Raw genomic sequence first — 13,625 nt, forward strand, 5'->3', positions numbered from 1 at the left:
ACTGCTGCCCCAGTGAGAGGAGTTAATGATGGCGTTCAATGAGCAAAAGGTTGCTCAGATGGCTGCCTTTTTTCTGTCAAGGAATGGCGGGCCTCTGCCCATCATCAAGCTGATGAAGCTGCTTTATTTGGCTGACCGGCGTGCCTTGGATCTATATGAAATGCCTATGTCAGGTGATCGTATGGTTTCGATGCCGCATGGACCGGTACTCTCTAGAACCTTGGAATTAATGAACGGCGCTATTCGTTCGCAGGAAGGCGGATGGGATTGCTGGGTCGCTGATCGTGCCGGCCACATGCTTTCATTGAAAGACTGTGAAGCCTCTGGACTGGATCGCCTTAGTGAGGCTGATCTGGAGATTTTGGCTGAGGTCCAAGCCCAGTTTGGTCAGATGGATCAGTGGGCTCTCCGCGATTACACGCATGATCGCTGTGCTGAGTGGAAGGATCCGAGCGGCTCGTCGTATCCCATTGAGTACAAAGATGTGCTCGAGGCTTTGGGGCGTGCTCCAGATGAGGCTTATGCCGTTCAAGAAGAGCTCGAAAGTCACCACAGCATGGATCAGCTATTCGCGAGGCTTTAATGTTCTTTGTTACTCGCCGGGCGACTGTTTTAGTGCCTTCCGGAACGCCGCAACAGCCAGATTTAAAGCATTTATTCATACTTCTTAACGATCCCGTCACCTTGGCGCGATTGGTGCTGCTCGTTAGCATCTCAAGGGTAAAGCAGGGGAGACCCCATGATCCTGCCTGTCTGCTTTATCCGGGCGATCATCCCTTCATCACTCAGAACAGTTATGTGGTGTATCGGAAGGCTCGGATTGAAGAGGCTGTAAAGATCGAGCGTGGTGTCCAAGGCCAGATTCTTGTTCCGAGAGAGGCAATGGATGGAGGCGTTTTCGCAAGGATCTGCGAAGGAGTGCTGAACTCCAGGCATACCGAGCCGGCCATCAAGAGCTTCTTTGAGCCCATTTGGCGCCGTAGCGCTGGTTCCTGATCCTCCCTTAGCTTCGACTAATTTTCGACATCCAAAGAAAAACCCCTGAAAAACACTAGGCTTTTCAGGGGCTTGTTTGGTGGAGCCGGGGGGATTTGAACCCCCGTCCGCCAGGACTCCGCTATCGGTTCTACATGCTTAGCCATCTCTATTGAGTTAACTCCTCGCGGCCCGAGTGGCAGGGCGCTTGGAGCGAGCTGTATGAGTTTTAGCCGTTACGTCTACAGCGAACTTGGCGGCGATCCTGTTCTATCTGACAGACCAAATCTTCGGGTTTACAGGCATCCCCTAGGGTCTGCTGGCGCCCTTAGGCGGCCAGAGCGTAGTTGTCGTCGTTGGCAACTATGAAGTTGTGGCAGCGGATTTACGAGAACTGTCACCTACTCGGCATGCCCCTCAAGTTTTGTTACCGGCGTCGAATCCTAATCGGCCCCAGAACGGGTCTTGCGAGGTTGGACGCGCAGTGTACGGCAAAGGTTCATCTGCGTCGACCGCCGTTCTGCCCTTACAATGCCCGGCCAGGCTGGCCGTTCGCTGGCCGTGTGCCATTCTCTGCAGAGTAGAATTCGAGGAGCACTGGATGCCGCCCGCACCGCTCAAGCCCCTGCGCCGCTGGATCTGGCGAGCTTTCCTGAGGAGTGCGCTGATCCCGCTGGTGTTGGTGGAGTCGGTGCTGATCGGCGTCTACCTCTACACCAACGAGTCGATACGCGAGTCCCAGATCGGTTACCTGCAGACCAGCGCGCTGCAGGATCTGGACAGCGCCGTGCGGCGCGAGGGCCAGGTGATCGACAGCCGCCTGCGCGCGATCGAGGCGCAGGTCGGCGTCTATCGCGACGCCGTGGCCGAGGCTCTCGGCGACCGTCGCTTCGAGCCGGACGAGCAGGAGCGCCAGCGCCACGCCCTCACAGCGCAAGGGGTGTTCCACAGCCGCAGCGACGATGGCCGCGCCGCTTCCTTCTATTCCTCCGCCACAGTCGCGCAGGACCGCGACAAGGCCCTGCGCCTGTCGCGGGTAGACCCGCTGATGCGCTCGATCCGCCAGGCCGACCCGCTGGTGGCGGCGGTCTATTTCAACAGCTGGGACAGCTACAACCGCATCTACCCGTACTTCGACGTGCTGCAGCAGTACCCGCACGACATGGTCATCCCGCAGTACAACTTCTATTACCTGGCCGACGGCAAGCACAACCCCGAGCGGAGCACGGTGTGGACCGAGGTCTACCTCGACCCGGCCGGGCAGGGTTGGATGATGTCGGCGATTGCCCCGGTGTACCTCGGCGACTTCCTCGAGGGTGTCGCCGGCCTGGACGTGACCGTGGGCCGGATGCTCGCCGAAATCGGCAGCCTGCAAGTGCCGTGGCAGGGCTACGCGCTGCTGGTGGGCCGCGACAACGCGATCATGGCCCTGCCGGAGGCGGGGGAGAAGGATTTCGGCCTGCGCGAGCTGACCAGCTATTCCTACGCCGAGGCGGTGAGCCGCGAGGTGCTCAAGCCGGCCGACTTCAAGCTGGATCGCCAGCAGGGGCTGCGCCCGCTGCTCGACGGCATGGCGGCCAAGCCCCACGGCGTGGTCGAGGTGCAGCTGGGCGGCCGCGGCCAGCTGATGGCCTGGAGCGAGATTCCGCAGACGGGCTGGCGTCTGCTGCTGGTGGTGGACGAGGCCAACATCTTCCGCGAGACCAATCGCCTGGCCGAGCAGTACCAAATCATCGGCTACCTGCTGATCGCCGGGCTGGTGCTGTTCTACCTGCTGTTCGGCACCTGGATGTGGCTGCGCTCGCGGCGCCTGAGCCGTGAACTGGCCGAGCCGATCACCGGCATCGTCGGCATGATGCGCCGCCTGGTGGCTGGTGAGCGCAGGCCGGCGGCGCCACCGACGGTGATCGCCGAAATGGCCGAGATGGCCGTCGAGGTGCAGCACGCCGGTCAGCAGCTGCAGGACAGCGACGAGAGCCGGCTGAATGTGCAGCGCACCTTGGAGCTGGTGCTGGAAAGCACCACCGAGAGCCTCTGGGAAGTGGACGCCGCGAGCCTGACCATTCGCATCAGCGAGCGCTTCGTGCGGCGCTTCGGGCTGCCGGGCGACTGCATGCCATTCGCCGAATTCAACCAGCGCGTGCATCCGGACGACCTGCCGCGGGTACGCCACCTGCGCCTGAGCATGGCCGACGACAGCGCCGAGGACTTCTTCGAGGCCGAATACCGCTACGCCGACGCTCGCGGGCAATACGCCTGGCTGCTCAGCCGCGGCAAGGTGATCGAGCGTGACGAGCTGGGCCGGGCGATACGCGCCGCCGGCACCCACGTCGACATCACCCGCCTCAAGCAGGCGCAGGAGGAGCTGCGCCGCGCCAGCCTGGAGGCCCAGGCGGCCAGCCAGGCGAAGAGCCGCTTCCTGTCCAGCATGAGCCACGAGCTGCGCACGCCGCTCAACGCCATCCACGGCTTCGCCCAGCTGATCGAGCTGGAAGCCCAGGACCACAACGAGCGGCGCCAGGAGGCCGAATACGCGCGGGAGATCGTGCTCGCCAGCCGCCACCTGACCTCGTTGGTGGACGACATCCTCGACCTCTCCAGCATCGAGAGCCGTCAGCAGCAGCTGCAACTGCAGCCGGTGGACATCGGTCCGCTTCTGCGCGGCTGCGCCGAGCTGATCCAGCCCGAGGTGCAGCAGCGTCGCTTGCAGCTGCAGGTGCAGGCCGAGGCGCACCCGCCGCTGTTCGTGCTGGCCGACCCGCGGCGCCTGCGCCAGGTGCTGCTCAACTTGCTGTCCAACGCGATCAAGTACAACAGCCCGCAGGGACTGCTGCGCCTGGGCTACGAAGTGCGTGCCGGTGGCGTGCGCCTGTGGGTGGACGACAGCGGCCCGGGGCTCAGCCCGGAGCAGCAGGCCCAGCTGTTCCAGCCGTTCCAGCGTCTGGGGCGGGAAAACTCCAACATTCCCGGTACCGGCATCGGCCTGGTGCTGTGCCGCGAGCTGGCCGAGCTGATGGGCGGCGAGATGGGCTTTTCCAGCAATGTCGGCCTGGGCAGCCGCTTCTGGATCGAACTGCCCAGCGCCGCCGAGCCGCATGCGGCGGACGAGAGCCTGCCGCCGGCCGAACAGCCCAGGCGCCAGCCGCTGGCGCGCGTGTTGTGCGTCGAGGACCACCCGGCCTGTCTGCGGGTGCTGCAGGAAGGGTTGCGCGACATCGCCGTGGTGGGCGGAGCGGGCTCGGTGCGCCGGGCGCTGCTGCAGCTGGCCGAAGAAACGCCGGCGCTGGTGCTGCTGGACCTCGATCTGCCGGACGGCAGCGGACTGGAGGTGCTGGAATACATGCGCGGCGAACCGCGACTGGCCGGCGTGCCGGTGCTGGTGGTCAGCGCCGCGGCCGATGAGGAATTGCTGGCGGAAACCCGGGCCAGAGGCGCCCGTGCAAGCCTGCTGAAACCGGTGGATCTGCAGCAGTTGCGCCAGCTCGCGCTGACGCTGCTGGGCGAGCGGGGCTGACTACTCGCTGGCCTGCAGCAGGTTCAGCGCCTCGTCCAGCACCTTCACCGACTCGCTGTGATTGCCATCCTTGTGCAACTGCTCGCCCTCGGCGCGCAGGCGTTGCACTTCGGCCAGCACCTCGGCGTCGGCCGGCGGGTCGGTCTTGAGCATTTCGTCGATTTTGGCCATGTCCTGCGGGCAGTGCATGGCCCACAGAGATGTGCTGAGCAGCAGGGTGGAGCAGACAAGAAAGAGCCGGCGCATGGTGAGTCCTCCTGGGAAGGTGGACTCAGTATAGAAGCGGGCGTGGCGCCCGCTTTGTCGCCGGCTCTGCGACCGTTACTGAGCCGGGCCGTCGCCTTTGGACGACTTCTCCAGCAGGGTCACGGCTTGCCCGGCGTAGCCGGCGCAGCCTTCTACGTCGCCAGCCTGCTGCGCGTCTTTGGCCTGCTTGTGCAGGTCGGTGATCTGCTGCTTCATGGCTTCGCCCAGAGCGGTCTCGGACGCCATCTTGTCATCGATTTTCTGCAGGTTGGTGGTGCACAGGTCGTCGTTGGCGAATGCCGGCGAGGCGGCCAGGGCACAGGCGAAAATCAGGGCAGTACGCTTCATCGAGGTTCTCCTCTTCAGTCGTCGAAGCGAGCCCGTAGCGGGCCCGTATGCAGTCGACTGAGCTAGTGCGGGCTCGGTTCAGAGTTTTTTGCCCGGGTCACCCGGTCCACCAGATAGACCAGGCCGTGGTAGTCGATGCCGCTGTGGGTCGACAGGCCGATCTCGCAGGTGCGGCTGGTGGAGATGCCTTCCTCGCAGAGCTGCACCGCGTCCTTGAGGCTGCGCAGCGAGTGGGCGTTCAGTTCCGGCGTGGTGAAGCCCTTGTCGCCGGCGAATCCGCAGCAGTGGATGCCCTCCGGGATCACCACTTCTCGGGCGCAGCGCCTGGCGATATCGATCAGCCCCTGGGCCTCGCCCAGATGCTGGGTGGAACAGGTCACATGCACGGCCACCGGCTTGTCCTGCGGCGTGAAGACCAGACGCTCCAGCAGGTATTCGCGGATGAACCTTACCGGGTCGTACAGCCGCAGGCGCTCATCCAGGCCTTCCTGCACCAGCCGCAGGATGCAGGGGCTGGTATCGCAGTAGATCGGATCGAGCCCGCCGCGGCTGGCGGCGAGCAGGGCGTCGACCAGTTCCCGCTGCTTGGCGGCGGCCTGCTCGGCGTAGCCCTTGGAGGCGAACGGCTGGCCGCAGCACAGGTTGTCCTGATCGTCCGGGAACACCACCTGGTAACCAGCCTTCTCCAGCAGGGCGCGGGTCTTGTCGATCAGCGGCGTCTGCTCTGCATCGCCGAACGCCGGGCCCATGGCGCGTGACACGCAGGCGGCGAGGTACACCACCCGCGGTCGCTCGTCGCGGCTCGGCGCGGTGAAGCGGATCGGCTGCACCGCCTGCGGCATGGCCGGCGTCCACAGTGGCAGCCCTGCCTTGTCGTGCAGGGCCCGCGCCGTCTTGCCCAGCAGCGGTGCGCCGAGCAGGCGTCGTGCGCCGTCGGCCAGGCGCAGGGTCAGGCGCGCGCCGCGCAGGGTCGTGGCGAAATGGCCGGCCAGCCAGGTGGCCGCGCCGGCATGCCCGGCGTCGCGGGCGCGCAGCTTGCGCACCAGGTCGCCAGTGTTGATGCCCACCGGGCAGCGCTGCGAGCACAGGCCGGTGGCGGCGCAGGTGTCCACGCCCTGGTAGTGGTAGGCCGCTTCCAGCTCGGTGGTGTCGATGCCGGCACGCTTGCGCGCCTGGATATCGCGCCAGATCACGATGCGCTGACGCGGCGTCAGGGTCAGCCCCTTGGACGGGCACACCGGCTCGCAGAAGCCACACTCGATGCACTTGTCGACGATCTCGTCGGCGGCCGGCAGGGGCTTGAGGTTCTTCAAGTGGATCTGCGGATCATCCGACAGCACCACGTCCGGGTTGAGGATGCCCAGCGGGTCGAACAGGCGCTTGATGGTCCACATCAGCTGGTAAGCCTCGCCGCCCCACTCCAGTTCGACGAAGGGCGCCATGTTGCGCCCGGTGCCGTGCTCGGCCTTGAGCGCGCCGCCGAACTCCACCGCCACCAGCTGCGCCACGTCCTGCATGAAGGCCTCGTAACGCGCGACCTGCAGCGGATCGTCGAAGCCCTGGGTGAAGACGAAGTGCAGGTTGCCCTCCAGGGCGTGGCCGAACAGGATGGCCTCGTCGTAGCGGTGCTTCTCCAGCAGCGCGATCAGGCGGTTGACGCCCTCGGCCAGGCGCTCCACCGGGAAGGTGACGTCCTCGATGATCACCGTGGTGCCGGTCTGGCGCACCGCGCCGACGGCGGGGAAGGTCTCCTTGCGAATCTTCCACAGCTGGTTGTAGACCAGCGGGTCCTCGCTGAAGTCGACCCGCTTCTCCACCGGGAAGTGGGCGATGGCGGCCATGATCCGGTCGATCTGCTCGTGCAGCAGTGACTGGCTGGCGGCGCGCGACTCGATGAGCAGGGCGCAGGCGCCGGCCGACAGGCGCTTCACCCATTCGGGCATGCCCTGCATGTTCTCCACCGAGCGCAGGCTGCGGCGGTCGAGCAGCTCAACCGCAGAGACCGGCTGCTGTTTGAGCAGCGGCACGGCCTGGCAGCAGCTCTCCACATCGGGGAAGACGATCAGCGCGCTGGCCTTGTGGGGGTGCTCCGGCACGGTGTCGTAGGTCACCGCGCTGATGAAGCCCAATGTGCCCTCCGACCCGACCATCAGGTGGTTGAGGATGTCGAGCGGCTCGTCGAAGTCGACCAGCGCGTTGAGCGAGAAGCCGGTGGTGTTCTTCAGCCGGTACTTGTGGCGGATCTTGTCGGCCAGCGCGATGTTGGCGCGGGTTTCTCGACCTAGCTGGGCCAGCTGATCGAGCAGGGCACCGTGGCGAGCGCGGAAGGCTGCGATGCTGGCGGCGTCCTCGCTGTCCAGCACGCTGCCGTCGGCCAGCACCACGCGCAGGCCGGCGAGGGTCTTGTAGGTGTTCTGCGCTGTGCCGCAGCACATGCCGCTGGAGTTGTTGGCGACGATGCCGCCGATCTTCGCCGCGTTGATCGAGGCCGGGTCGGGGCCGATCTTGCGCCCCAGCGGGGCAAGCCAGGCGTTGGCCTGGGCGCCGATGACGCCGGGCTGCAGGCGGATCTGCGCGCCGCCCGCGCGAATGTCGCGGCCGTTCCAGCTGTCGCCGAGGACGATCAGCACCGAGTCGCTGATGGCCTGGCCGGAGAGGCTGGTGCCGGCGGCGCGGAAGGTCACCGGCACGCGCTCGGCGCTGGCCAGCTCCAATAGGTGCACCACTTCAGCCTCGGACTCGACGCGCACTACTAGCTTGGGAATCAGCCGGTAGAAGCTGGCGTCGGTGCCAAAGGCCAGGGTCGACAGCGGGTCGTCGAACAGGCGCTCGCGCGGGATCAGGCGGTGGACTTCGGCGAGGAAGGCGGCGGGCAGGCTCATGCGTGCTCCATGTATCACGGTAGGTGCGGGCCGCTTGTGGCGGCCCTGCTTGTTATTGTCGGCTACACCGGACGGGCATGCCCGCCTGGCTGCACTGCGGCGCTGGTGTGCACTCGCAGTGTTTCCACGCCCTGATAGGGCGTGGAGGGCTGGGCGTCAGACGCCCAGTTCACGCACCAGCGAGTCGCGGCTGATATCGGCGATCGACTTGGCGCCGGTGAGGACCATGGCCACGCGCATTTCCTTTTCGAACAGCTCGAGCAGGTTGCTCACACCCGCACCGCCGGCGGCGGCCAGGGCGTAGACGAAGGCGCGGCCGAGCATCACGCCGTCGGCGCCGAGGGCGAGCATGCGCACCACGTCGAGGCCGGTGCGGATGCCGGAGTCGGCGAGGATCTTCAGCTCGCCCTTCACCGCGTCGGCGATGGCCGGCAGGGCGCGGGCGCTGGACAGCACGCCGTCGAGCTGGCGGCCGCCGTGGTTGGACACGACGATGCCGTCGGCGCCGAATTTCACGGCGTCGCGGGCGTCCTCGGGGTCGAGGATGCCCTTGATCACCATCGGGCCGTCCCAGAATTCACGGATCCACTCCAGGTCCTTCCAGGAGATCGACGGATCGAAATTGGCCCCCAGCCAGCCGATGTAGTCGGCAAGGCCGGTGGGATTGCCACGGTAGGTGGAGATGTTGCCGAGGTCGTGCGGCTTGCCCAGTACGCCCACGTCCCAGGCCCAGGCCGGGTGGGTGACGGCTTGCAGCATGCGCCGTGCGGCTGCATTCGGGCCGCTCATGCCGGAATGGGCGTCGCGGTAGCGCGCGCCAGGAGTGGGCATGTCGACGGTGAACACCAGGGTGGTGACGCCGGCGGCCTTGGCCCGCTCCAGGGCGTTGCGCATGAAACCGCGGTCCTTCAGCACGTAGAGCTGGAACCACATCGGCCGGTCGATGGCCGGCGCCACTTCCTCGATCGGGCAGACCGAGACAGTGGACAGGGTGAAGGGGATGCCCTTGGCCGCCGCCGCCTTGGCTGCCTGCACCTCGCCGCGGCGGGCGTACATGCCGGTCAGGCCGACCGGGGCCAGGGCCAGCGGCATGGCCAGCTTCTCGCCGAACAGCTCGGTTTCCAGGCTCAGCTCGGACATGTTCTTCAGCACGCGCTGCCGCAGGGCGATACCGGCCAGGTCCTCGACGTTGCGCCGCATCGTGTACTCGGCGTAGGCGCCGCCGTCGATGTAGTGGAACAGGAACGGCGGCAGCCGGCGTTGGGCGGCGGCGCGGTAGTCGGTGGAGGCGGAGATGATCATTGGCTTCTCATCCATTGGAAAATGGGAACAACGATGTTGCGGACGGATCTCGCGAGCTAGAGCGAGACAAGGCAGACATGGCCGAGGGCGCGGAGTTTACGAGCTGTAAATGAGCAGCCCGAGGCCATGTCTAACGCTGTATCGCCGACGCGCAGCAGATCCGAATGTCCTCAGTGCACGAGCATGCCGGTCAGCCAGTAGGCCTGAACCAGGGTGATCAGGCCAACGAAGGTGGCGAAGATCAGGCTGTGCTTGAGAGTGAAGCGGAACAGGTCGGATTCCTTGCCGACCATGCCGGTGGCAGCGCAGGCCACGGCGATGGATTGCGGCGAGATCATCTTGCCGGTCACGCCGCCGCTGGTGTTGGCCGCTACCAGCAGGGTGTCGTTGACCCCGATCTGGTGCGCGGTGGTGGCTTGCAGCGAGCCGAACAGGGCGTTGGACGAGGTGTCCGAGCCGGTCAGGAACACGCCCAGCCAGCCGAGGAACGGCGAGAAGAACGGGAACAGCGAGCCGGTGCCAGCCAGGACCAGGGCCATAGTGGTGGACATGCCGGAGAAGTTGGTGACGAAGGCGAAGGCCAGCACCATGCCGATGGACAGGATCGGCCACTTCAGCTCGATGAAGGTTTCCTTAAAAGTGGTAAGACCAGTTTTGAGGTCGATCTTCAGGATCAGCATGGAGATCAGTGCCGAGAAAAAGATCGCGGTACCGGTGGCGGAGATCGGGTCCAGCTTGAACACGGCCGGGATCGGCGTGGGGTTGGCGACGATTGGCGCGACTTTCAGTACCAGCTGGTCCAGGTGCGGGATGGCGAACAGGAAGACGAAGCTCTCCAGCGCGCCGCCCGGGGCGAACATGGCCTTGAACGGCTTGAGGGTCCAGATGGTGACCAGCACGGTCAGCACCAGGAAGGGCGACCAGGCCTTGAGGATCTCGCCGAAGCTGTACGGCGACGGGGTGGCGCCGCTCTGGCCGCCGAAGCCGCCCAGGGTGGCGGCACCGCCGGAGACGCTGACTACTTCGCTGTCTTCGGCGCGACGCGGGCTCCAGACCTTGAGGAACAGGGTCAGGCTGATCAGGCTGACCAGGGCCGAGGTGATGTCCGGCAGTTCCGGGCCGATGAAGTTGGAAGTGAAGTACTGGGTGACGGCGAAGCTGCCACCGGCGACCAGCGCGGCTGGCCAGGTTTCCTTGATACCTTTCCAGCCATCCATCATCGCTACCAGCCAGAACGGCACGATGATCGACAGCAGCGGCAGCTGGCGGCCGGTCATGGCGCCGATCTTGAACGGGTCGATGCCGGTGACCTGGCCGGCCACGGTAATCGGGATGCCCAGGGCGCCGAAGGCCACCGGCGCGGTGTTGGCGATCAGGCACAGGCCGGCGGCGTACAGCGGGTTGAAGCCGAGGCCGACGAGCAGGGCGGCGGTGATCGCCACCGGTGCGCCGAAGCCGGCCGCGCCTTCGAGGAAGGCGCCGAAGGAGAAGCCGATCAGCAGCACCTGCAGGCGCTGGTCATCGGTGATCGACAGCACCGAGCTGCGGATCACCTCGAACTGGCCGCTCTTGACCGCGAGTTTGTAGAGGAACACCGCCGCGACGATGATCCAGGCGATTGGCCAAAGGCCGTAGGCGAAGCCGTAGCCGGCGGCGGCGAAGGCTTTCTCGGCGGGCATGCCGAAGGCGAAGATCGCCACCAGCAGCGACAGCGCCAGGGTAATGGTGCCGGCGATGTGGCCCTTGAGGCGGAACACGGCCAGGGCGAGGAAGAAGAAGATGATCGGAATCAGTGCGGCGAGCGCCGACAGGCCGAGGCTGCCGAGCGGGGTATAGAGCTGTTGCCAGGTTTGCATTGCGGGTGGCTCCCTAATTGTTTTTGGAGGTGCCTCGCGCTCGGTGGTCCTCAGGCTTCTGGCCCGGCGGCGGCAGATCGAGCGACTCGATGACTTTGGGATAATTGGTAATACCAATTTACAAAGTCAGGCGCTCAGGGTAAAAGCCTGACTTCGGTCGTGTCAATTTGTCTGTCTGCGACTTTGGTCGAGTAGGGTGCTCGCGCCGCGCTGCTTGTGGCGCCGGGCGGGGCTGGTTAGGCTGCCCGGCAAATGCCGTGGCACAAGCTGCGGCGTGCTGGGAATTTAAGGTGAAAGTGGTATGACATTCGGTCAGGTGCGGCAGCGCCGCCTGTCGGACGACATCGTCGAACGGCTGGAAACGATGATTCTCGAGGGGGCCCTCAAGGCCGGTGAACGCCTGCCGGCGGAACGGCTACTGGCCGAGCGCTTCGGCGTGTCGCGGCCATCGCTGCGCGAGGCGATCCAGAAGCTGGTGGCCAAGGGCTTGCTGGTCAGCCGCCAGGGTGGCGGCAACTATGTGGCGGCAGGGCTGGGCTCGACCTTCAGCGACCCGCTGCTGCACCTGCTGGAGAGCAATCCGGACGCCCAGCGCGACCTACTGGAGTTCCGCCACACGCTGGAGGGCTCCTGCGCCTTCTATGCGGCCCAGCGCGCCACGCCGGTCGATCATGAGCGCCTGCGCGCCGCCTACGACGAACTGCAGCGCTGCTACGCACCGGACAGCAAGGCCAGCCGGGCCGAGGAGGGCGCGGCGGATGCGCGCTTTCACCTGGCCATTGCCGAGGCCAGCCACAACGCCGTGCTGCTGCACACCATCCGCGGCCTGTTCGACCTGCTCAAGCACAACGTGGTGACCAACATCGGCGGCATGTACCTGCAGCGCAGCGAGACCCGCGAGCGGCTGCGCGAGCAGCACCGGGCGCTGTACGAGGCGATCATCGAGCGCCGCGCGGGCGAAGCCCGCGAGCTGTCCAATCACCACATCCACTATGTGCAGGAGGTGCTGGCCGAGGCGCAGCAGGAGGCCAAGCGGCTGGAGCGGTCGCAGCGTCGGCAGGGATTGTAAGGGCGGGCTCGAACGCTCGCGGCATGGCCGTTTGCATCGGAGATGCGGGCCAGAAAAAAAGGGCGGATGATCCGCCCTTTGTCTTATTCGTCCTTGCCCTTGCTGCGCATGGCGCGCTGGACTTCGCGATTGGCGTCGCGCTCTTTCTCGGTATGGCGCTTGTCGAAGTCCTTCTTGCCCTTGGCCAGCGCGATCTCGCACTTGATCAGGTGGGCTTTCCAGTAGATCGACAGGGCTACGCAGGTGTAGCCCTTCTGCTGCACCGAGCCGAACAGCTTGTCCAGCTCGCGCTTGTTAAGCAGCAGCTTGCGGGTGCGGATCGGATCGGCGATGACGTGGGTGCTGGCGGTCTTCAGCGGGGTGATGTGGCAGCCCATCAGCCAGGCTTCGTCATCCTTGAGCAGGATGTAGCTGTCTACCAGCTGCGCCTTGCCGGCGCGCAGGCTCTTCACTTCCCAGCCGGACAGGACCAGGCCGGCCTCGAACTTGTGTTCGATGAAGTAGTCGTGCAGCGCCTTCTTGTTCAGCGCGATGGTCCCGGTGGGATGCTTTTTCTGTTTAGCCATAGGGCGCGCATTATAGGGAGTCGGCGCGAACCTGGCGACAGGTGCGCTTGAGGGGGCAGGTCGAATTCCGCACAATGCGCGCTCCGTGGCGTCGGCAGTGCGGCGCAGCAGTTTCAGGAATCCAAGGCTGATGAGCACCCGCATCCAACGCTCGGCCCTGTTGCCCTATCCGGCGCAGGCCCTCTTCGACCTGGTCAACGATGTGGCCAGCTATCCGCAGTTCCTACCCTGGTGCGCGGCGGCCGAGGTGCTGGAGGCCAGCGAGAGCGAGATGCGCGCCACCCTGACGGTGGCCAAGGGTGGCATCAGCCAGCAGTTCAGCACCCACAACCGCCTGGTGCCGGGCAAGTCCATCGAGATGCGTCTGGTCGAGGGCCCGTTCTCTCAACTGCATGGTCTGTGGGAATTCAAGGCGCTCGGCGACAAGGCCTGCAAGATCAGCCTCGATCTGACCTTCGACTACGCCGGCCCGTTGGTCAAGGCGACCCTCGGCCCGCTCTTCACCCAGGCCGCCAACACCATGGTCGACGCCTTCTGTCAGCGGGCCAAGCAGCTGCATGGCTGATATCGAAGTCGAGGTTGCGCATGCCTTGGCCGGTGAGCAGGTGCTGCTGCGCCTGAGCGTGCCCGTAGGCACCACGGTGCGCGAGGCGGCGTTGCGCTCGGGGCTGGATGGTCATTTCCCCGGCCTGGATCTGGCTGCCGCGCCGCTGGGCATATTCGGCAAGCTCGTCGCCAAGCCGGAGGAGCGGCTGCTCGAGGCGGGCGACCGGGTGGAGATCTACCGGCCATTGCTGGCCGACCCCAAGGAAGTGCGCAAGGCGAGGGCCGCGCGGGCCCGGGCGGCGCAGCAGGGTGAATGAATCG

12 protein-coding genes and 1 other RNA gene are annotated in these 13,625 nt (G+C 65.6%); 6 read left to right on the forward strand and 7 right to left on the reverse strand.

The window, feature by feature from the left end; all coding sequences use genetic code 11:
- Positions 1-28 precede the first annotated feature (28 nt).
- A complete protein-coding gene (locus NF616_RS08435; RefSeq protein ID WP_252272785.1) occupies positions 29-583 on the forward strand; it encodes a Panacea domain-containing protein in 555 nt (184 codons plus the stop codon).
- Complete coding sequence (locus NF616_RS08440) at positions 583-996, forward strand: hypothetical protein (protein WP_252272786.1); 414 nt, start codon at positions 583-585, stop codon at positions 994-996. The genes NF616_RS08435 and NF616_RS08440 overlap by 1 nt, the downstream gene beginning before the upstream one ends.
- A 77-nt stretch (positions 997-1,073) precedes the next feature.
- On the opposite strand, the gene ssrA is transcribed toward NF616_RS08440, so the two are convergent.
- Positions 1,074-1,430: a transfer-messenger RNA gene (gene ssrA / locus NF616_RS08445) on the reverse strand.
- 146 nt (positions 1,431-1,576) lie between these two features.
- Between ssrA and NF616_RS08450 the strand changes: the two genes are divergently transcribed.
- Positions 1,577-4,489: an ATP-binding protein gene (locus tag NF616_RS08450; RefSeq protein WP_252272787.1), complete on the forward strand. Its 2,913-nt coding sequence runs from the start codon at positions 1,577-1,579 to the stop codon at positions 4,487-4,489.
- On the opposite strand, the gene NF616_RS08455 is transcribed toward NF616_RS08450, so the two are convergent.
- From NF616_RS08455 to NF616_RS08475, 5 genes are all read right to left on the reverse strand, one after another.
- Positions 4,490-4,735, reverse strand: coding sequence for a PA2433 domain-containing protein (locus NF616_RS08455; protein ID WP_252272788.1), 246 nt, complete (start codon positions 4,733-4,735; stop codon positions 4,490-4,492).
- Between the two features lie 75 nt (positions 4,736-4,810).
- Positions 4,811-5,083: a PA2433 domain-containing protein gene (locus NF616_RS08460; protein WP_252272789.1), complete on the reverse strand. Its 273-nt coding sequence runs from the start codon at positions 5,081-5,083 to the stop codon at positions 4,811-4,813.
- 62 nt (positions 5,084-5,145) lie between these two features.
- A complete protein-coding gene (locus NF616_RS08465) occupies positions 5,146-7,965 on the reverse strand; it encodes an FAD-binding and (Fe-S)-binding domain-containing protein (RefSeq protein WP_252272790.1) in 2,820 nt (939 codons plus the stop codon).
- A 156-nt stretch (positions 7,966-8,121) separates the two neighbouring features.
- A complete protein-coding gene (lldD, locus tag NF616_RS08470; RefSeq protein ID WP_252272791.1) occupies positions 8,122-9,267 on the reverse strand; it encodes an FMN-dependent L-lactate dehydrogenase LldD in 1,146 nt (381 codons plus the stop codon).
- A 170-nt stretch (positions 9,268-9,437) separates the two neighbouring features.
- The gene (locus NF616_RS08475) at positions 9,438-11,123 is read right to left on the reverse strand and encodes a lactate permease LctP family transporter (RefSeq protein ID WP_252272792.1); all 1,686 of its coding nucleotides are present in this window, start codon (positions 11,121-11,123) and stop codon (positions 9,438-9,440) included.
- Between the two features lie 301 nt (positions 11,124-11,424).
- Between NF616_RS08475 and NF616_RS08480 the strand changes: the two genes are divergently transcribed.
- Positions 11,425-12,192, forward strand: a complete 768-nt coding sequence (locus NF616_RS08480; protein ID WP_252272793.1) for an FCD domain-containing protein — start codon at positions 11,425-11,427, stop codon at positions 12,190-12,192.
- 83 nt (positions 12,193-12,275) lie between these two features.
- On the opposite strand, the gene smpB is transcribed toward NF616_RS08480, so the two are convergent.
- On the reverse strand, positions 12,276-12,758 hold the full coding sequence (gene smpB, locus NF616_RS08485; RefSeq protein WP_252272794.1) for an SsrA-binding protein SmpB: 483 nt from the start codon (positions 12,756-12,758) through the stop codon (positions 12,276-12,278).
- Positions 12,759-12,888: 130 nt separating this feature from the next.
- On the opposite strand from smpB, the gene NF616_RS08490 reads away from it, so the two are divergent.
- Both NF616_RS08490 and NF616_RS08495 read left to right on the forward strand, forming a co-directional pair.
- Positions 12,889-13,323 (forward strand): type II toxin-antitoxin system RatA family toxin, encoded by a 435-nt coding sequence (locus NF616_RS08490; protein WP_252272795.1) that lies wholly within the window; start codon positions 12,889-12,891, stop codon positions 13,321-13,323.
- The gene (locus NF616_RS08495) at positions 13,316-13,621 is read left to right on the forward strand and encodes an RnfH family protein (protein ID WP_252272796.1); all 306 of its coding nucleotides are present in this window, start codon (positions 13,316-13,318) and stop codon (positions 13,619-13,621) included. Before NF616_RS08490 ends, NF616_RS08495 begins: the two co-directional genes overlap by 8 nt.
- Positions 13,622-13,625 lie beyond the last annotated feature (4 nt).

Origin of the sequence: Pseudomonas subflava, from assembly GCF_023823685.1 — a bacterium.
In the GTDB taxonomy this organism is placed as follows: domain Bacteria; phylum Pseudomonadota; class Gammaproteobacteria; order Pseudomonadales; family Pseudomonadaceae; genus Aquipseudomonas; species Aquipseudomonas subflava.

What these genes read in the sequence shown, in the direction of transcription:
- NF616_RS08475 (WP_252272792.1), bottom strand. Translation starts at nt 11,123, where the DNA reads ATGCAAACCTGGCAACAGCTCTATACCCCGCTCGGCAGCCTCGGCCTG.
- smpB (WP_252272794.1), bottom strand. Translation starts at nt 12,758, where the DNA reads ATGGCTAAACAGAAAAAGCATCCCACCGGGACCATCGCGCTGAACAAG.
- NF616_RS08480 (WP_252272793.1), top strand. Translation starts at nt 11,425, where the DNA reads ATGACATTCGGTCAGGTGCGGCAGCGCCGCCTGTCGGACGACATCGTC.
- lldD (WP_252272791.1), bottom strand. Translation starts at nt 9,267, where the DNA reads ATGATCATCTCCGCCTCCACCGACTACCGCGCCGCCGCCCAACGCCGG.
- NF616_RS08435 (WP_252272785.1), top strand. Translation starts at nt 29, where the DNA reads ATGGCGTTCAATGAGCAAAAGGTTGCTCAGATGGCTGCCTTTTTTCTG.
- NF616_RS08455 (WP_252272788.1), bottom strand. Translation starts at nt 4,735, where the DNA reads ATGCGCCGGCTCTTTCTTGTCTGCTCCACCCTGCTGCTCAGCACATCT.
- NF616_RS08450 (WP_252272787.1), top strand. Translation starts at nt 1,577, where the DNA reads ATGCCGCCCGCACCGCTCAAGCCCCTGCGCCGCTGGATCTGGCGAGCT.
- NF616_RS08465 (WP_252272790.1), bottom strand. Translation starts at nt 7,965, where the DNA reads ATGAGCCTGCCCGCCGCCTTCCTCGCCGAAGTCCACCGCCTGATCCCG.
- NF616_RS08495 (WP_252272796.1), top strand. Translation starts at nt 13,316, where the DNA reads ATGGCTGATATCGAAGTCGAGGTTGCGCATGCCTTGGCCGGTGAGCAG.
- NF616_RS08490 (WP_252272795.1), top strand. Translation starts at nt 12,889, where the DNA reads ATGAGCACCCGCATCCAACGCTCGGCCCTGTTGCCCTATCCGGCGCAG.
- NF616_RS08460 (WP_252272789.1), bottom strand. Translation starts at nt 5,083, where the DNA reads ATGAAGCGTACTGCCCTGATTTTCGCCTGTGCCCTGGCCGCCTCGCCG.
- NF616_RS08440 (WP_252272786.1), top strand. Translation starts at nt 583, where the DNA reads ATGTTCTTTGTTACTCGCCGGGCGACTGTTTTAGTGCCTTCCGGAACG.